Source organism: Agrobacterium sp. CNPSo 2736 (assembly GCF_004005385.1).
Lineage (GTDB): Bacteria > Pseudomonadota > Alphaproteobacteria > Rhizobiales > Rhizobiaceae > Agrobacterium > Agrobacterium leguminum.
The window spans coordinates 40,206-57,798 of sequence record NZ_RZTX01000012.1 but is presented as its reverse complement, the minus strand read 5'-3'; the positions used below and the strand labels follow the sequence as shown (position 1 = coordinate 57,798).

Genomic DNA, 17,593 nt, shown 5'->3' with positions numbered 1-17,593 from the left:
CGAGGGGTTGGCCGGAAATGAGGGATTTTACCGCTGTGCGGGCAGTCTCCTTCTGCCCACGCGCGAAAGCGCCGGTCTTGACCATGTGCATATGCGCATCCTATCTCCATCATGGGCGGTGACGGTGCGGCGATAAAGGATGAACGGATGCAACCCCATGTAAGCGGTACGAGCCTGCGCCGGCAGGTGTTTTTCTGGATTGGCGTGCTTGCCGTCTTTGTCCTTTTCCTGATGGTCTTCAGCTCCATTCTCCTGCCTTTCGTGGCGGGCATGGCGCTTGCCTATTTTCTCGACCCGGTCGCCGACTGGCTGGAACGGCGTGGCCTCAGCCGGTTGATGGCCACCGTCGTCATCCTCGTCTCCTTCGTGCTGATCTTTGCGCTGTCGCTCATCATCATCATTCCGCTGATCGCCGCCCAGGCCTCGGAATTCATCACGCGCATCCCGCAATATATCTCGTCGCTACAGCAGCTGATTGCCGGCGCCGACACCAATCTCCTGCCGGATTGGGTGAGCAGCCAGATCGACGCCGTGAAGGAGAATTTTTCGAAGCTTTTGACCGAAGGCGCGGGTTTCATCGGCACGCTTTTGACGCAGATATGGAATTCCGGCAAATCGCTGGTCGATGTCATGTCGCTTCTGGTCGTCACGCCCGTGGTTGCCTTCTATCTGCTGCTCGACTGGGATCGGATGATCGACAAGGTCGATAGCTGGATACCGCGCGATTATGTCCATACCGTCCGCCAGATCGCCCGCGACATGGATAAGACCATTGCCGGTTTCGTGCGCGGGCAGGGGTCGCTCTGCATCATTCTCGGCGTTTATTACGCCGTCGGCCTGTCGCTCGTGGGTTTGAACTTCGGCCTGCTGATCGGGCTTTTCTCAGGCCTCATCAGCTTCATTCCCTATATCGGCTCCATGGTCGGCCTCATCCTCGCCGTTGGCGTCGCCATCGTGCAGTTCTGGCCGGATTACATCTATGTGTTCCTGACGCTTGTGGTGTTCTTCTCCGGCCAGTTCATCGAAGGCAACATCCTGCAGCCGAAGCTTGTCGGCAAAAGCGTCGGCCTGCATCCGGTCTGGCTCATGTTCGCCCTTTTCGCCTTCGGTGCGCTTTTCGGTTTCGTCGGGCTTCTCGTCGCGGTGCCGGCTGCCGCTGCGGTCGGCGTGCTTGTCCGCTTCGCCCTGTCGCGGTATCTTGAAAGCGATCTTTACCACGGGCATGCCGCCAACCTTCCCTGGGACACAAACCCTACCCTGGAAGAAGGGGAAACGTCCTCCGGCAAGGTTGACTCTTAGAGCTGACGATGACTGACCAAATCAAAACCGACAACGCCCGGTCGAAGGCCGAGCAGCTGCCGCTCGCATTCTCGCACCAGTCCGCTTCCGGCAGGGATGATCTCCTCGTCTCCGCCTCGCTTGCGGCTGCCGTCAGCCTCATCGATGAATGGCCGAACTGGCGCTCGCCCGTCGTCGTGCTGGCCGGGCCGCCGGGTTCGGGAAAATCGCATCTCGCCAATATCTGGAAAAATATCAGCGACGCGCGCGACATTCACCCCGAGACGGGCTCGGATGCCGCGCGTACGGCCGAAACGGGGCCTGTTCTTTTCGAGGACGCCGACCGGCGCGGTTTTGACGAGACCGAACTTTTCCATGTCATCAACAGCGTGCGCCAGCACGGCACCACGCTTTTGATGACGAGCCGGCAATGGCCGGCCGCGTGGCCGGTGACGCTGCCCGATCTGCGCTCGCGCCTCAAAGCCGTAACGGTGGTGGAAACCGGAGAGCCGGACGAGGGGCTTTTGGCGCAGGTGCTGGTGAAACTCTTCGCCGACCGGCAGCTTTACATGGATGACAAACTCATAGGTTACATCGTCAATAGAATGGAGCGTTCGCTCGATACGGCGCAGACGATCGTGGACCGGATCGACCGGCTGGCGCTTGCGCGTGGAACGAGAATTACACGGCCGCTGGTGGCGGAGGTCCTCAACGCGATGGACAACGCAGCGGCGGGCAGCGGACTGGACGTCGATTGACTGTCACAGTTCCGTCGTCAAACTGTTATACGGGCAAGAAGGACGATCGCGCGATGCAGCAGGATCACGGGACGGAAATCGGTCAGGGGATGGAACAGGGAATGGACGCTATCGCGCAGGAAGACTTCAACAAGGTTCAGCCCGTGACTGAGGGCGAGAGCCTTTGGGACAGCCCGGCGCGTTTCATCAACCGCGAATTCTCCTGGCTCCAGTTCAACCGCCGCGTTCTCGAAGAAACGCTGAACACGGATCATCCGCTCTTGGAGCGGCTGCGCTTCCTCTCCATCTCGGCCGCCAACCTCGATGAATTTTTCATGGTCCGCGTCGCCGGCCTTGAAGGGCAGGTGCGCCAGAAGATCACCGTCAGGACGCCGGACGGCAAGACGCCGGCCGAACAGCTTGAAGATATTCTGAAGGAAATCGACAATCTGCAGATGGAGCAGCAGGCCTCGCTCGCCGTCCTGCAGCAGTACCTTGCCAAGGAAGAAATCTTCATCGTGCGGCCCGCCGCACTTTCAGATGCGGACCGCACCTGGCTGGAAACGGAGTTCGAGGAACGCATGTTCCCCGTTCTGACGCCGCTCTCCATCGACCCGGCGCACCCGTTCCCCTTCATTCCCAATCTCGGCTTTTCCATGGGCCTGCAGCTCGACAGCGTCAACGGCCGCGAGCCGATGACGGCGCTGTTGCGCCTGCCGCCTGCGCTCGACCGTTTCGTGCGGCTTCCGGACGAAAAGAACGCCATCCGCTACATCACGCTTGAAGATGTGGTCGGCCTGTTCATCCACCGGCTCTATCCCGGTTATACCGTGCGCGGTTCCGGTACGTTCCGCATCATCCGCGACAGCGATATCGAGGTGGAGGAAGAGGCGGAAGATCTGGTCCGTTTCTTCGAGAGCGCGCTGAAGCGCCGCCGCCGCGGTTCCGTCATCCGCATCGAGACCGACAGTGAAATGCCGCAGTCGCTCAGGCAGTTCGTGGTGCATGAGCTTGGCGTGCCGGATAACCGCGTCGCCGTTCTGCCCGGTCTTCTCGCGCTCAACACCATCTCGGAAATCGTCCGCGCGCCGCGCGACGATCTGAAATTCGAACCCTATAACGCCCGTTTCCCCGAGCGTGTGCGCGAACATGCCGGCGATTGCCTCGCCGCCATCCGCGAAAAGGACATGGTGGTTCACCATCCCTATGAGAGCTTCGACGTGGTCGTGCAGTTCCTGCTGCAGGCCGCGCGCGATCCCGATGTGCTCGCCATCAAGCAGACGCTCTACCGCACCTCCAATGACAGCCCGATCGTTCGTGCGCTGATCGACGCGGCCGAAGCCGGCAAATCCGTCACCGCGCTGGTCGAGCTGAAGGCGCGCTTCGACGAAGAGGCGAATATTCGCTGGGCGCGCGACCTGGAGCGCGCCGGCGTGCAGGTCGTCTTCGGCTTCATCGAACTCAAGACCCACGCGAAGATGTCGATGGTTGTGCGCCGCGAGGACGGCAAGCTCAGAACCTATTGCCACCTCGGCACCGGCAACTATCACCCGATCACCGCCAAGATCTATACCGACCTGTCCTTCTTCACCTGCAATCCGAAGATCGCCCATGACATGGCGAATATCTTCAACTTCATCACGGGTTACGGCGAGCCGGAAGAGGGCATGAAGCTGGCCGTTTCGCCCTATACGCTGCGCGCCCGCATCGTGAAGCACATCAACGAAGAGATCGAACATGCCAAGCGCGGCGCGCCGGCGGCGATCTGGATGAAGATGAATTCGCTGGTCGATCCTGAAATCATCGATACGCTCTACCGCGCCAGCGCCGCTGGCGTGGAGGTCGATCTTGTCGTGCGCGGCATCTGCTGCCTGCGCCCGCAGGTGCCCGGCCTGTCCGATAATATCCGCGTCAAATCCATCGTCGGCCGCTTCCTCGAACACAGCCGCATCTTCTGCTTCGGCAATGGTTTCGGCCTGCCGTCGGACAAGGCGCTGGTCTATATCGGCTCGGCCGACATGATGCCGCGCAACCTTGATCGGCGTGTGGAAACGCTGGTTCCGCTCACCAATCCCACCGTGCATGAGCAGGTTCTTTCACAGATTATGCTGGGCAATCTCATTGACAACCAGCAGAGCTACGAGATACTTGCGGACGGAACGTCGAGGCGCATCGAGGTGCGTAAAGGCGAAGAACCGTTCAACGCGCAGCACTATTTCATGACCAATCCCAGCCTTTCCGGACGTGGTGAAGCCTTGAAATCCAGTGCGCCCAAATTGATTGCCGGGTTGATTTCGTCCCGCAAGAAACAGGCTGAATGACTCGATCAGAAGCACAGGGGCGGCTGACCGGCCTTGCCCCCGTTTCCGTCATAGATATTGGTTCGAACTCCGTTCGTCTCGTCGTATATGAAGGTCTTTCCCGCGCGCCTGCGGTGCTGTTCAATGAAAAGGTCCTGTGCGGCCTTGGCAAGGGACTGGCGCTGACGGGCCGCATGCATGAGGAAGGCGTCAGCCGGGCGCTGATGGCGCTTCGGCGTTTTCATGTCCTTTCCGAGCAGGCGCAGGCGCAGAAGCTCTATGTGCTGGCGACGGCCGCGGCGCGTGAGGCGGAAAACGGCCCGGATTTCATCCGCGAGGCTGAAGCCATTCTCGGCTGCGAGATCGAGGTGCTGTCAGGCGAAAAGGAAGCGCTTTATTCCGCCTATGGCGTGATCAGCGGTTTCCATGATCCAGACGGCATCGCCGGTGACCTGGGCGGCGGTTCGCTCGAACTCATCGACATCAAGGGCAAGAGCTGCGGCGAGGGCATAACCCTGCCGCTCGGCGGCCTGCGGCTGTCGGAGCAGTCGGACGGCTCGCTGGAAAAAGCGGCGACGATTGCCAGAAAACACGTCAAATCCTTCGCCAGGCTTCTGGCGGCGGGTGAGGGGCGCACCTTTTACGCGGTGGGCGGCACCTGGCGAAACATCGCCAAGCTGCATATGGAAATATCGGGCTATCCGCTGCATATGATGCAGGGCTACGAATTGCCGCTGGAGGAAATGCTGAATTTTCTCGAGGAGGTCATCGTCTCCCGGGATAGCAAGGATCCGGCCTGGCAGGCGGTCTCCAAGAACCGCCGCTCGCTTCTGCCCTTCGGCGCCATCGCCATGCGCGAAGTTCTGAAAATGATGAAGCCGGCCAGGATCGCCTTCTCGGCGCAGGGCGTGCGCGAAGGTTATCTTTATTCCCTGTTGACGGAAGAAGAGCGGGATTCCGATCCGCTGCTGGTTGCGGCCGATGAGCTTGCCATTCTGCGCGCCCGCTCGCCGGAACATGCGCGCGAACTGGCGGACTGGAGCGGCCGCACCTTCCCGGTCTTCGGCGTTGACGAGACCGAAGAGGAGAGCCGTTACCGGCAGGCGGCCTGCCTTCTCGCCGATATCAGCTGGCGCGCCCATCCCGACTATCGCGGATTGCAGGCGCTCAACATCATCGCCCATTCTTCCTTCGTGGCGATCACCCATCCCGGCCGCGCCTATATTGCGCTTGCCAATTATTATCGCTTCGAAGGTCTGAACGACAACGGCACCACGCAGCCGCTCGCCGCCATGGCGGGCGACCGGTTGCAGGAGCTTGGTAAATTGCTCGGCGGCCTGCTGCGCGTCGTCTATCTCTTCTCGGCTTCGATGCCGGGCGTCGTCGATCACCTCAAATTCCGCAAATCCGGTAATCCCGATCTCGATCTGGAATTCGTCGTGCCGCACGATTATTGCGACTTCGCCGGCGAGCGGCTGGACGGGCGTTTGCAGCAACTGGCGAAGCTGACGGGCAAGCGGCTGGCGTTCGTGTTCGAGTAACGAACGGCGCGTTTCTGTTTCGCGACAGGAACGCTCTTGGCCTCCACTATGACCAGCGCTCGCAAAAGGCTTCTATGTCGCTCGACTGAAAGTCGGAGAGCCGCGCCATGATCGTTTCGAATGGCCAGTCCCACCATGCGATTGAAGTAAGCTTTTCCGCGATGGATCGCGAAAATCGTTCCCGAATGATCTTCGCGGGAACGCCGCCGACGATGGTATAGGGCGGCACATCTTTGGTGACGACCGCGCCGGCGGCGAGCACTGCCCCGTCTCCAACCGTGACACCCGGCAAGACGATAACCCCGTGACCGATCCAGACATCGTGACCGATGACGGCGCGGTCCTCCCTGCGCCGGTCGAAAAAGGCGTCATCGCGCACGGCATCCGCAGAATAATATTCAGGGCAATAGCTGAAACGGTGCATGGATGGCCGGTCCATCGGATGGTTCGGAGCGCCTATCCTGACCTCTGCGGCGATGGCGCAGAATTTTCCGATCGTTGCATCGCCCACCATGCAACGGGGTCCAAGATAGGAGTAATTGCCGAGTTCGGCATTGTGCAGGGAGGTGTCAGCCAGAATTTCACAGCATTCGCCGATATTGGAATCTCTTATGCTCGCCGTCGCATGGATGACGGTCTCTGCAATTTTCGGGCGCTTGATCTGTGCGGTCGAATCCATTCCTGCCTCCGGATTTGCGCCTGCTTAACCGGCGATGATGAAGGTGCTGTGACGTGGAATGACCAAAGGAGTCCGGCCGGGCCTGGCATCCTTTCTAAAACGCAGATCGCGCGCGATGCCGCGTGACGCAAAATCCTGTCTTCACGCGGAATGTATCACTTGCCGGGGACATCCGCCGCGGCAGGCGTTTTCTTCCAGTAGTGGTCGGATATGTTTTGCGCGTTCCGAATGATGTGGCCGGCGATTTTGGGGTCTCCGCCCTCGAAGGTTTTCGGGTCGGCCCCGCATAACATCAGGAAGAGCTGCTGATGGGCGACAGCGGCAAAATAGTCGTGGGGCGGTGGCTGCATGTCTGAATCGACGGCCCGGAATGCCTCAGTGACCTCTTTGCTGGCACGCTCGAGCGCTGCGTGAATGGTGGTCATCATCGCTGCTTCCGTGCGCTCCAATATGGACTGTACCTGCCGTTCCGCCGGTGTCAGAACCGGGCAACTCTCCCTCATCGAATATCTCTCCTGTCGGTGCAACCATTCCACAGGCGATATTATCGCAAGGATTGTGTCCGCTTTGCGGGAAAGATTGACATCTTGGTCTTGAAACGCAACACCCTGGCTGACCGCCGTGCCGTGATGCGCGGATCGAAACGGCAATCGGCTGGCACTGCTTTGCAAACGGCTCAGCCGTGCCCGAGCGCCTTGCGGATGCAGGCGCTGAGATAGGCATATTGCAGCGGCGTTATCGTCGCCATGGCTTCCGTGCGGCTGGCAAGCCTGTCCTGATAGCCGACCGGAATATCGAACTGGCTGAAGGTGAAATCCCAGCGGGTGCCTTCGACGATATTGTAAAAATGATCGGCACCGCTGACAGCGGTTTTGGCAAGCTCGCCGCCGAAAATATCCTGCACCACCAGCGCGGTGACGCTGCCTTGCCCCTTGGCGGGATTTTCGCGCGACCAGAGGCCGCTCGTCTCGCCCGACCAGCTTTTCTTCAGGGCGTAATAAAGTCTTTCTGCATGGTCCTGCATGAAACGTCTTCTTTTCCGCAAGCATGTTTCGGTTAAAGCATTTCCAGCGAAAGTGCGCTCGGCTTTGCGTCCGGAAATGCGTAAAAACAAAGAGTTAGAGCAATGGAGGTGAACCGGCGTTCACCGAAATTGCTCCAGCTCTGGAAAATCGGAACGGAGCGCCATGCAGACATTTGTGTCTGCCGGGCGCTCCGTCCGGATCATTCGCGGCCGTCAAAGCAAGTGACAGCAGCCTTGGTCTTACTTCGCCTCGAGCAGGTCCTTGACGTCGAGCAGGACGAATTCGTTGTCGTCAGCCTTGTCCAGCGCACGGCCGGCCGAGAAGGGCAGGTTGTTGTCGTTGCCGACGACGATATGGGTGGCATCGACGCGGTCGACATTCTCGATGGTGACGAAAGGCATGTCGTAATAGCCGTTGCCGCCGCCCTGACGCTTCTTGTTATCCGGGTCGGAAATCTTCATCAGGTCGATATAGCCGATCTTGCGGGCGGCCTTGCCGACATTGGTGTCGTTGAATTCGATCTTGTAGATGCGCTTCAGCTTGGCAGGGCGGGCGAAGCAGTCCGCAGCCGGAGCCTTGGGGTCGGCGCAGGCCTTGTCGGCCGTGCCGGCGCCATTGTCGCGCTCGATGACGAGGGCGGTGGTGTCGTCCAGCATGTTGAAGTCACCGATTGCCTCGCCGCCTTCCGCCAGCGGATAAAGCCAGCTGCGGCCGGTCCATGCCTTCTTGGCGGTGTCGAGTTCGATGATGCGCAGCGCGGTCGCGCCGTCTTCGGTTTTTTCCACCTGGCCGTCGGCCATGTAGAGCGGGCCTTCCAGCAGGCCGTAGAGCTTCGAGCCGTCCTTGGAGAGCGCCATGCCCTCATAACCGCCTGAACGCTTCAGGTTGAAAGCCGGCATTTTCTGTGTCGGGTTGCCGGGCAGGGCAAGAGCCGGATGGTCGGGAGACTTCACCTCGATGTCGCCGGCCTTGGTCGAAATCACGTCGGTCAGCTTGCCGTCGCGGGTGAATTTCAGAATGTAGGGGCCGAATTCCTCGCCGACCCAGAAACCGTCAGCGACCGGCTGAATAGATTCGACGTCGAAATCCGCGCCCGTCAGGTAACGCTTGCTCGAGCCTTCCAGAACGATGGGGAAGGGCGCCTTCATGTCGGGATCGGAGAGGAACACGGTTTCAAGCGCGTTGACCTTGCCGGCGTCCCAATCGAACTTCAGATGGCGAAGCATCAGCATGGCGTCGCTGGAATTGAGCTTGGAACCGAAACCGTTGTCGGAAAGGCTCCAGAAGCTGCCGTCCGGCATGGCCCTGATACCGGAAAAGCCCTGCATCGGCTGGCCGTTGAACGGCATGGAAAGGCCGGTCAGGCGCACGCCGTCCTTGCCGGGCACGGTGCCGAGGCCCTCGGCGCGCTTGCGGTCGGCCGTGGTGAATTTGGCGGAGGTCTTGAGGTGCTCCGGCGCATCGGCAGGCGCGGCGATCATGGTGTTGGCGGGCAGAATGGCATGCGAGACCAGCTTTGCCGGAAATTCCTTTTCCGCCGCGTGCGCCGCGGCGGCGAGCGCGAGAACCGCGAAAGGTGCGAAAAGAATGTGCTTCATGATGGAGACCCCTCTCAATACCTGTTGAAGACAGGATTGACGCGATAGGGTCGTCGCATGACAGGCAGGTGATTGCCGTTTGAAGCTTTGATGAATTTTGATGACGGCCATCGTCCGCAGATGGGCCGCACGGCTTTTTTGCGCCGGTGGCCCCTATTCGGCGGGCGCCTGATATTGGCTGAGCGTGCAGACGCCCAGCGTCTGGCCACGGCCTTTGACGGCATGTTCGCCCAGATATTCGCTGCGCACGCCCTTCGGAAGCACCAGCTGATGGGCGAGATCGGCGGAAATCAGCACCGGATGGCCGAGCATCTTGCTCAGCGATTCGAGCCGCGAGGTCGTGTTCACCGTATCGCCGAAATAGGTGATCTTGTGGTGATCGACGCCGATTTCCGCGGTGATGACCGGCCCGCCATGGATGGCGAAGCGCAGGCGCGGCACCTCTCCGAAGCGGGAAAGCCACATGTCGCGGGTGTTTTCAATGGTCGCCTGAATATCGAAGACGCAGCGCACGCAGGCCGCCCGCCGGATCGCCATGTGATAGGGCCAGGTGATGATGGCGGCGTCGCCGATATAGTCGTCGATGACACCGCCGTGTTTCCTGACAGGTGCGGCATAGCTTGCGAAGATTTCGCCGAGAAATTCCTGGGCCTTCAGGTCGCCATGGGTTTCGGCGAAGGAGGTGGAACCGACGAGATCGATGAAGATGAAGACGCGGTCTTCGCTGACCGGCCGGCGATAACGCCCCAGGATGAGGTCGATGAAGATATCGCGGCCGAGAAGCTCGCGCACCCGCATGATGAAGACGATGATGCCGCAGACAATCAGGGTGAAGATCAGCGTCTGCACCTCGGCATGGACGGCGCGTTTCCAGGTGCCGGGAAATATCCCGCTCAACCACAGGATCGTGCCGCCGAGCCCGAAGCCGCAAAAGACGAGAATGGCATAGATGATGAGGCCGACGGCGATATAGGCCGGCGTCGGCAAGGCGCTCACCTGCCGCGACAGGCCGGGCATGATGTAACCGCGCTCGAAGGCGAGGATGGGTGCGCAGGCAAACAGCGCATAGGTCGCGCCGATCAATGCGCCGCCGCCATATTCCAGAAAGGCGTAGGCCACGCCGCTGCCGGCCACGGCAACGAAGAGCACCACGTAATCCAGAATGGGCAGCAATTTTCTCATGTCGGTTCTTGGGTCTCGGGAAGGGAAGGCTTTGGTCTCGGCAAAAAAGGGCAGGCCGCTCCCTTCGGGCGAAGCTTCTGTTCAGGTCATATGCGACATTAATGTGGAAAAAGCGCCGCAAAAAGTGACCAATCGGTAAGGTTGCATGAAGGATTGGTAAGGCTGTTGCGCCGTTGCCGCAAAATCGGCTTTGCCGCCGTTCTACGTCTAATAGGATGTTCTGTAATAGACGGTTTCAAGCGGGGATTGCGGCCGGTCGTCCGGCGAGCGGTTCGACCATTTGACGGGGAAGGCGGCAAAACGCAGCCGGTTGCCGTCGATCCAGGCCCGGTCGAACAGGGTTTCTCCCTTGCGGGCGAAGGTGATGGCGGCGCAGGTGCGGCCGTCAACGTCGAAGGGAATGTTCTCCTTCCAGCCGCTCAGGCCGCAGCCCATGCCTTTCGGGTCGCGATTATAGCGGTCGACGACGTCGCCGTCATTCGGCGTCATGGTGATCGCGGTGACGGTATGGGCAAAGAGCAGGCTGTCTTGATCTTTCAGGCCGCCATCCAGCGTGCCTTCATACCGCACCTGCAGCGTCGGCTGCTGGCAGCCGTTTTGGGCATAGAGCTGCGACACCGCATGCATGCGATTGTCGCGAACGGTGATGCGGGTGACGACGCCGTGCCTGTCGTTCTTGCCGATCTTCAGGCAGTCGGTCGTCCATTCGCCCTGGAGATCGACCCTGTTCTCGGCGGCTCCGGCGGGAAGGGAGGGGAGAACACCTGCCGCCGCCAGAAGGGCAGCGAGCAGCGGAATGCGGGCAGGTTTCATGGCAAGACCCTTAAATCGCACGACCACCGGCAAAGAGATGGGACGCGATGCGGGCAAAATTGGGGTGGAAAGCGGCGGGCCGTTACGGCTCGCCTGCCGCAACCTCCACCGCCTCGACCTTCTTGCCGGCAAAGCGCAGCGCGACTTCGCCATTGATGAGCTTCAGGGCCACATCGCCGAAGAGTTCCCGCCGCCAGCCGGTCAGCGCCGCCACGGTCGCCTTTTCGCCCTCGGCGGCGATCTTGTCGAGATCGTCGCTGTTGGCGATGACCTTGGCGGCGACGCCGTGCTTGTCCGCCGTCAGCTTCAGCAGAACTTTCAAAAGTTCCACGGCAGCGCCGGAGCCTTCCGGTGCGTGGCTGTGACGCGGCGCCTTCGGCATTTCCTCTTTCGGCAGCGCCAGCGCCGCATTCACCGTTTCGACGATGGCGGTGCCGGAGGCGGAGCGCTCCCAGCCCTTGGGAATGGTGCGAAGCCGCGACAGCGCCTCGGCGTCCTTCGGCTGCTGCTGGGCGATTTCGAAGATCGCATCGTCCTTCAGGACGCGCGAGCGCGGCACGTTGCGGGAGCGTGCCTCGCGCTCGCGCCAGGCGGCGATGAATTTGAGGATCGCAAGTTCCGTCGGCTTGCGCAGGCGCGATTTCAGCCTGAGCCAGGCATCGTCGGGATGCATGTCATAGGTGTCGCGAGACTCGAGAATATCCATCTCTTCGGTCAGCCACAGCGAGCGGCCTTCGCGCTCGAGCTGGGCTTTCAGCGAGAGATAGACATCGCGCAGGTGGGTCACGTCGGCCAGCGCGTAATCCAGCTGCTTTTCGGTCAGCGGACGGCGGCTCCAGTCGGTGAAACGCGAGGATTTGTCGATCTGGACGTTTTTGATCTTCTGCACCAGCTGGTCGTAGGAGATCGAATCGCCGAAACCACAGACCATGGCGGCGACCTGCGTGTCGAAGATCGGGTGTGGAATAAGCCCGCCGAGATGGTAGATGATCTCGATATCCTGTCGCGCCGCGTGGAAAACCTTCACGACAGCAGGATTGGCCATCAGTTCGAAAAGAGGGGTCAGGTCGAGACCCTTCGCCAGCGGATCGACCAGCACTTCGAGCGTCGGGCTTGCCATCTGCACGAGGCAGAGTTCCGGCCAGAAGGTCGTTTCCCGCAGAAATTCGGTGTCGATGGTGATGAATTCCGATTTCGCCAGTTCCGTGCAGGCTTCGGCGAGGGCGGCAGTCGTTTCAATCATTGTTATTGGCCAATCGTGAAAATTATCCGTCTTACTTTCCCTTTGCCGGGCGCATGTCAATACAAAGCCCGCTTTTGAAGGCTCAAGGATCGTTTTTCTCGGGCGGATGGGGCTCCGGTTCATCCTTTTTGGGCGGCGGAGCCGCGGCGAGCTTCTGGAAATAGGCGGACGTGCGCAAAAGCGAGCTGAACCGCCAGTTCCGCTCCTCCACGGGCACAGCTTCGCGCACCTGCAGCCGGTAGATGGTATAGGCGATGAAAACCATCTGGATCGCGGCCGTATAGCTGAACAGCGCCTTCGGGCCGAACTGGTCGATCAGCACGGAGGCGAGCAGCGGACCGACGGTTGCGCCCACCGACCAGAAGAACAGCAGTCCGGCCGACATCATCGCGTGTTCGCCTTCCCTGGCATGGTCGTTGCCATGGGCGGAACTCAGCGAATAGAGCGGCAGGGCGAAGGCGCCGAAGATGAAGACGCCGATGATGTTGCTCCATTCATCGGTTCCGGCGAAGAAGGCGAGGAACAGGCCGACGACGACCGAGCCGGCCGTTGTGGCGAGAATGACGATGCGCCGGTCATAGCGGTCGGAATAAACGCCGAGCGGATATTGCAGCACCACGCCGCCGATGATGCCGGCGCTCATGAAGGTGGCGATGGCGGTGACGGAAAGGCCGATCTGTTCGGCATAGATCGGGCCGATATTGCGAAACGCCGCCATGCTGAGACCGACGGCCACGCAGCCGACGACGGCAAGCGGCGAGATGCGCCACACCGCGAAGAGATTGAAGGGTATCTGTTTCGGCGGCGAGGGGTTGGATTTGTCGGCAAGCGAGATCGGCACCAGCGACAGCGTCAGCGCCATGGCGATCAGCGAAAACACCACGGGTCCGTCGATGCCCGCGACAGGAATGATATATTGCGCAAGCGTGACGGAGCCGAGATCGACGAAACGATAGATGGAGAGCGTGCGCGCCCGATTGGAGTTGGTCACCTGCGCGTTGATCCAGCTTTCGATGGCCGCGAAAAGACAGGCGACGGCAATGCCGGTGACGAAGCGCATCAGCATCCAGAACAGGGGATGGATGAGGAGCGGCATGGCGATCGCTGCGGCGGACGCGACGGCCGCCATGGTGGCGAAGGTGCGGATATGGCCGATCCTGCGCAGGAGCCGCGTCACCGAAATGCAGCCAAGCGCGAAACCGAAGCTGTAGGCGGCGCTGATGAGGCCGATGGTGCTGGCGGAAAACCCTTCGGAGAGACCGCGTAGCGCTATATAGGTTCCCTGCAGGCCGTTGCCGCCGATCAGGATACCGGCGGTGACGAGAAGCGGGATAAGAGGTCTGATCTGGCTCATTGCGGGCCGACTCGGTTTGGCGGGCTGGATTAGCCCTATCTAAAGCGAAGGCAGGGGAAAGGACAGGCTGAAGGCGACATTGTTGTGCTTTGCCTTGACAAATCAGGCTGGCCATGCGCTTTTCCGGCAAATTTCGACAGTGCCGCCCATCTGGCCTCCATCAGGCCCACGACACGTTCCAGGATAAAAAAATGCATCGTTACCGCAGCCACACCTGTGCCGCTCTCCGCAAGTCCGACGTCGGCGAAACCGTTCGCCTTTCCGGTTGGGTTCATCGCGTGCGAGATCATGGCGGCGTTCTCTTCATCGACCTTCGCGACCATTACGGCATCACCCAGGTCGTCGCCGATCCTGATAGCCCGGCCTTCAAGGTTGCCGAGACGGTTCGCGGCGAATGGGTCATCCGCATCGACGGCCTCGTCAAGGCGCGTTCGGAAGACACCGTCAACAAGGGCATGGCGACCGGCGAGATCGAACTTTATGCGCAGGAAATCGAGGTTCTCGGCGTTGCCAAGGAACTGCCGCTGCCGGTCTTCGGCGAGCCCGACTATCCTGAAGACGTTCGCCTGAAGTACCGCTTCCTCGATCTTCGCCGCGAAACGCTGCACAAGAACATCGTCAAGCGCACGCAGATCATCTCCGCCATGCGCGCCGGCATGGCCGATGCCGGCTTTGCCGAATATACGACGCCGATCCTCACCGCTTCCTCGCCGGAAGGCGCGCGCGACTTCCTCGTGCCGTCGCGCATCCATGAAGGCAAGTTCTTCGCGCTGCCGCAGGCGCCGCAGCAGTACAAGCAGCTTCTGATGGTGGCCGGTTTCGACCGTTATTTCCAGATCGCGCCGTGCTTCCGCGATGAAGACCCGCGCGCCGACCGTCTGCCGGGCGAATTCTACCAGCTCGACGTCGAAATGAGCTTCGTGACCCAGGAAGATGTCTGGACCACGATGGAGCCGATGATGACGGCCGTGTTCGAAAAGTTTGCCGAAGGCAAGCCTGTCACCAAAGAGTGGCCGCGCATTCCCTATGACGAGGCGATCCGCAAATATGGTTCCGACAAGCCGGACCTGCGCAACCCGATCGTCATGCAGGCCGTGACCGAGCATTTCGACGGTTCGGGCTTCAAGGTCTTCGCGAACATGATCGCCTCCAACCCCAAGGTTCAGGTCTGGGCCATCCCGGCCAAGACCGGCGGTTCGCGCGCTTTCTGCGACCGCATGAACGCATGGGCACAGTCTCAGGGCCAGCCCGGCCTCGGCTACATCTTCTGGAAGGAAGAGGACGGCAAGGTCGGCGGTTCCGGTCCGCTCGCCAAGAACATCGGCGAGGAACGCACCGAGGCGCTGCGCACGCAGCTCGGCCTCGAGGCGGGCGACGCCTGCTTCTTCGTCGCCGGCGATCCCGCCAAGTTCTACAAGTTTGCCGGCGAGGCGCGCACCCGCGCTGCCGACGAACTGAACCTGATCGACCGCGACCGTTTCGAAATGTGCTGGATCGTCGATTTCCCCTTCTTCGAATATAACGAGGAAGAAAAGAAGATCGACTTCGCCCACAACCCCTTCTCCATGCCGCAGGGCGGCCTGGAAGCGCTGGAAGGGCAGGATCCGCTCTCCATCAAGGCGTTCCAGTATGACGCGGTCTGCAACGGCTTCGAAATCGCCTCCGGCTCGATCCGTAACCAGTCGCCTGAGCTGATGGTCAAGGCGTTCGAAAAGGTGGGCCTCAGCCAAACGGACGTGGAAGAGCGCTTCGGCGGTCTCTACCGCGCCTTCCAGTACGGCGCGCCTCCGCATGGCGGTTGCGCATTCGGCATCGACCGCGTCGTCATGCTGCTGGTTGGCGCGAAGAACCTGCGCGAAATCACGCTGTTCCCGATGAACCAGCAGGCGCAGGACCTCCTGATGAACGCGCCTTCGCCGGCAACGCCGACCCAGCTTCGTGAGCTGGCGCTGCGCGTCGTTCCGTCGAAGAAGGACTGATCTGGAACCATTCAGGTTTCGAGCAAAGGGCTGGCGGCAACGCCGGCCCTTTGCGTTTTTTACAACGAACGCGGCAAAGCCACAATTTTACCGCGAGTCGAACCGAATTCCGCACATAATCAGCCGAAATCCGATCCCAGTATAGGTCCCGCGTTCACTTGGGGGACGCAAGACTATCAGGGGTTTTAACTTGGGACAGCGCCGGCCGAACTTCGCTTTCGGTTCCGGTGCGATCATATTTAGAAGGATTTCAGAATGGCACATGAAACGGGAAAAGATACTGCCCCGGCGGGCGGGCAGGTTCCTCCAGCCCATCCGCGCGGCAATTTCTCTGTCAGTCTGCGCTCGCCGGGCGCAAAGTTCCTGATGATCGGCTTCATATCGATGGTTCTGCTCGTGCCGCTCCTACTGGTCTGGGGGCTGACGGAAGAGCGTGCCTCGCGGGCGGAAGAGGTTTCCGGACGGATCGCGAATGGCTGGGGCGGCGATCAGGTGGTGAACGGTCCCTATCTTGCCGTGCCCTTCGATGTGGAGCGCCGCCGGGAGGTGGACGGTCGCAGCATCGTCGACCGCATCACCGAGTGGGTGCTGGTCATGCCGGAAACGCTTGATGTCACGGCCGACCTGAAGACGGAGGAGAAGCAACTGTCGATCTACAGCCTGCCGGTCTATAACGGCAACATCGCGCTGAAAGGCCGCTTCGGTTCCGGCATCCTGCAGGACCTCGCGCGCTTTTCCGGCACGCCGCGACTGGACAACGCCATTCTCGTCCTCAGCATACAGGATATTACCGGCATCCGCTCCAGCGCCGGCGTCAAAATCGATGGCGGCCCGGTTCTGCCTTTTGACCCCGGCATGCGTGATATTTCGGTCATGACCAACCGCGCGGGTCCGGAGATATCGATCCGGTCCGACGCCGGTGTGCACAGGCCTATTGAGAAAAACCTCATCGAAACGGGCTTCGCCTTCGACATCGCCTTTTCCCTGAATGGCTCGGGCAGTTTCGCCGTTGCGCCGGCGGGCCAGACGACGAGTTTTGCAGCAAACGCCGATTGGCCGCATCCGGGCTTCGAAGGCCTGTTCCTGCCCGAGCAAAAGACTGTCACCGCCACGGATTTCAAGGCGAGCTGGACAATTCCCTATCTAGCAAGGGGCATAGATCGCGTGGTGGAGGGTACGCGCCTGCCGCTGTCGGGCAGCCTGATGACGATCAATCTCGTCGAACCCGTCAAGTTCTACCAGATCATTGCGCGGACGCTGAAATATTCGATCGGTTTTATCTCGCTGGTTTTCCTCGCCGTCTTCATCGTCGAACTCAAGGGCGGCAATGTCGTGCACTGGATACAATACGTGCTGACGGGGCTGGCCCTGGTCATATTCTATGTTCTGCTGCTTGCACTCTCCGAGCATACGGGCTTTACGATCGCCTATGCCGCGGCATCGATGTCGACGGCGGCGCTGATCGCCTCCTATCTCGGAAGCGCAACCAATAGTCGCAGAAGTGGCGTAGCGCTGTTTACGGTTCTGGCGGTCGCCTATGGCGTCATGTATCTGGTTTTGAATGAAGATGAATATGCGCTGCTGGCCGGTGCGGTGATTTCCTTCATTGCCATTGCAGCAACAATGTACGCCACCAGGCAGGTGGACTGGTCGGGCACCGGATCCTCACGCGCAGGCAATAGCTCGGACAATACGGCATAGTTTCCGTTCGCGCCGAAGGGACCGTCCGGACGGCCAAAACGCCGGCTTTTCCTTATCCGGCTCGGCATCCGGCGTGAAGAACGGGGGGGAAATGGGGTGAGACGGGAAAGCACCGCTTTCCCGTCTCTTATCCGTTCTTTTCTATTGCAGACATCTTGCTCGT

The 17,593-nt window shown here is 60.6% G+C and carries 14 protein-coding genes; 6 read left to right on the top strand and 8 right to left on the bottom strand.

The window, feature by feature from the left end; genetic code table 11:
- Positions 1–147: 147 nt before the first annotated feature.
- Genes EM858_RS18685 through ppx form a run of 4 tightly spaced genes read left to right on the top strand, consistent with a single transcriptional unit; the run spans position 148 to position 5,856 of the window.
- A complete protein-coding gene (locus tag EM858_RS18685) occupies positions 148–1,299 on the top strand; it encodes an AI-2E family transporter (RefSeq protein WP_127757585.1) in 1,152 nt (383 codons plus the stop codon).
- An 8-nt stretch (positions 1,300–1,307) separates the two neighbouring features.
- Positions 1,308–2,036, top strand: coding sequence for a DnaA regulatory inactivator HdaA (hdaA, locus tag EM858_RS18680; RefSeq protein WP_127757584.1), 729 nt, complete (start codon positions 1,308–1,310; stop codon positions 2,034–2,036).
- Positions 2,037–2,089: 53 nt separating this feature from the next.
- The gene (locus EM858_RS18675) at positions 2,090–4,336 is read left to right on the top strand and encodes an RNA degradosome polyphosphate kinase (protein WP_236776268.1); all 2,247 of its coding nucleotides are present in this window, start codon (positions 2,090–2,092) and stop codon (positions 4,334–4,336) included.
- The gene (gene ppx, locus EM858_RS18670; RefSeq protein ID WP_127757583.1) at positions 4,333–5,856 is read left to right on the top strand and encodes an exopolyphosphatase; all 1,524 of its coding nucleotides are present in this window, start codon (positions 4,333–4,335) and stop codon (positions 5,854–5,856) included. Before EM858_RS18675 ends, ppx begins: the two co-directional genes overlap by 4 nt.
- A gap of 46 nt (positions 5,857–5,902) precedes the next feature.
- On the opposite strand, the gene EM858_RS18665 is transcribed toward ppx, so the two are convergent.
- From EM858_RS18665 to EM858_RS18630, 8 genes are all read right to left on the bottom strand, one after another.
- Complete coding sequence (locus EM858_RS18665) at positions 5,903–6,535, bottom strand: DapH/DapD/GlmU-related protein (protein WP_127757582.1); 633 nt, start codon at positions 6,533–6,535, stop codon at positions 5,903–5,905.
- A 155-nt stretch (positions 6,536–6,690) separates the two neighbouring features.
- Entirely contained in the window at positions 6,691–7,038 is a 348-nt protein-coding gene (locus EM858_RS18660; protein ID WP_127757581.1) for a hypothetical protein, read from the bottom strand.
- Positions 7,039–7,211: 173 nt separating this feature from the next.
- The gene (locus tag EM858_RS18655) at positions 7,212–7,559 is read right to left on the bottom strand and encodes a hypothetical protein (protein ID WP_065654053.1); all 348 of its coding nucleotides are present in this window, start codon (positions 7,557–7,559) and stop codon (positions 7,212–7,214) included.
- A 240-nt stretch (positions 7,560–7,799) separates the two neighbouring features.
- Entirely contained in the window at positions 7,800–9,158 is a 1,359-nt protein-coding gene (locus EM858_RS18650) for an esterase-like activity of phytase family protein (protein WP_127757580.1), read from the bottom strand.
- Between the two features lie 153 nt (positions 9,159–9,311).
- Positions 9,312–10,340: an adenylate/guanylate cyclase domain-containing protein gene (locus tag EM858_RS18645; protein WP_080817252.1), complete on the bottom strand. Its 1,029-nt coding sequence runs from the start codon at positions 10,338–10,340 to the stop codon at positions 9,312–9,314.
- Between the two features lie 207 nt (positions 10,341–10,547).
- Entirely contained in the window at positions 10,548–11,153 is a 606-nt protein-coding gene (locus EM858_RS18640) for a hypothetical protein (RefSeq protein ID WP_164865478.1), read from the bottom strand.
- Between the two features lie 82 nt (positions 11,154–11,235).
- A complete protein-coding gene (rnd, locus tag EM858_RS18635) occupies positions 11,236–12,396 on the bottom strand; it encodes a ribonuclease D (RefSeq protein ID WP_065654050.1) in 1,161 nt (386 codons plus the stop codon).
- Between the two features lie 82 nt (positions 12,397–12,478).
- Positions 12,479–13,750, bottom strand: a complete 1,272-nt coding sequence (locus EM858_RS18630; RefSeq protein WP_127757579.1) for an MFS transporter — start codon at positions 13,748–13,750, stop codon at positions 12,479–12,481.
- A 191-nt stretch (positions 13,751–13,941) separates the two neighbouring features.
- Between EM858_RS18630 and aspS the strand changes: the two genes are divergently transcribed.
- Positions 13,942–15,729: an aspartate--tRNA ligase gene (aspS, locus tag EM858_RS18625; RefSeq protein WP_127757578.1), complete on the top strand. Its 1,788-nt coding sequence runs from the start codon at positions 13,942–13,944 to the stop codon at positions 15,727–15,729.
- Between the two features lie 255 nt (positions 15,730–15,984).
- Positions 15,985–17,430, top strand: a complete 1,446-nt coding sequence (gene creD / locus EM858_RS18620; RefSeq protein WP_127757577.1) for a cell envelope integrity protein CreD — start codon at positions 15,985–15,987, stop codon at positions 17,428–17,430.
- Positions 17,431–17,593: the final 163 nt, after the last annotated feature.

Bases quoted from the DNA above. Each gene is read 5' to 3' on its own strand.
- EM858_RS18685 (WP_127757585.1), top strand. From the start codon at position 148: ATGCAACCCCATGTAAGCGGTACGAGCCTGCGCCGGCAGGTGTTTTTC.
- hdaA (WP_127757584.1), top strand. From the start codon at position 1,308: ATGACTGACCAAATCAAAACCGACAACGCCCGGTCGAAGGCCGAGCAG.
- EM858_RS18675 (WP_236776268.1), top strand. From the start codon at position 2,090: ATGCAGCAGGATCACGGGACGGAAATCGGTCAGGGGATGGAACAGGGA.
- ppx (WP_127757583.1), top strand. From the start codon at position 4,333: ATGACTCGATCAGAAGCACAGGGGCGGCTGACCGGCCTTGCCCCCGTT.
- EM858_RS18665 (WP_127757582.1), bottom strand. From the start codon at position 6,535: ATGGATTCGACCGCACAGATCAAGCGCCCGAAAATTGCAGAGACCGTC.
- EM858_RS18660 (WP_127757581.1), bottom strand. From the start codon at position 7,038: ATGAGGGAGAGTTGCCCGGTTCTGACACCGGCGGAACGGCAGGTACAG.
- EM858_RS18655 (WP_065654053.1), bottom strand. From the start codon at position 7,559: ATGCAGGACCATGCAGAAAGACTTTATTACGCCCTGAAGAAAAGCTGG.
- EM858_RS18650 (WP_127757580.1), bottom strand. From the start codon at position 9,158: ATGAAGCACATTCTTTTCGCACCTTTCGCGGTTCTCGCGCTCGCCGCC.
- EM858_RS18645 (WP_080817252.1), bottom strand. From the start codon at position 10,340: ATGAGAAAATTGCTGCCCATTCTGGATTACGTGGTGCTCTTCGTTGCC.
- EM858_RS18640 (WP_164865478.1), bottom strand. From the start codon at position 11,153: ATGAAACCTGCCCGCATTCCGCTGCTCGCTGCCCTTCTGGCGGCGGCA.
- rnd (WP_065654050.1), bottom strand. From the start codon at position 12,396: ATGATTGAAACGACTGCCGCCCTCGCCGAAGCCTGCACGGAACTGGCG.
- EM858_RS18630 (WP_127757579.1), bottom strand. From the start codon at position 13,750: ATGAGCCAGATCAGACCTCTTATCCCGCTTCTCGTCACCGCCGGTATC.
- aspS (WP_127757578.1), top strand. From the start codon at position 13,942: ATGCATCGTTACCGCAGCCACACCTGTGCCGCTCTCCGCAAGTCCGAC.
- creD (WP_127757577.1), top strand. From the start codon at position 15,985: ATGGCACATGAAACGGGAAAAGATACTGCCCCGGCGGGCGGGCAGGTT.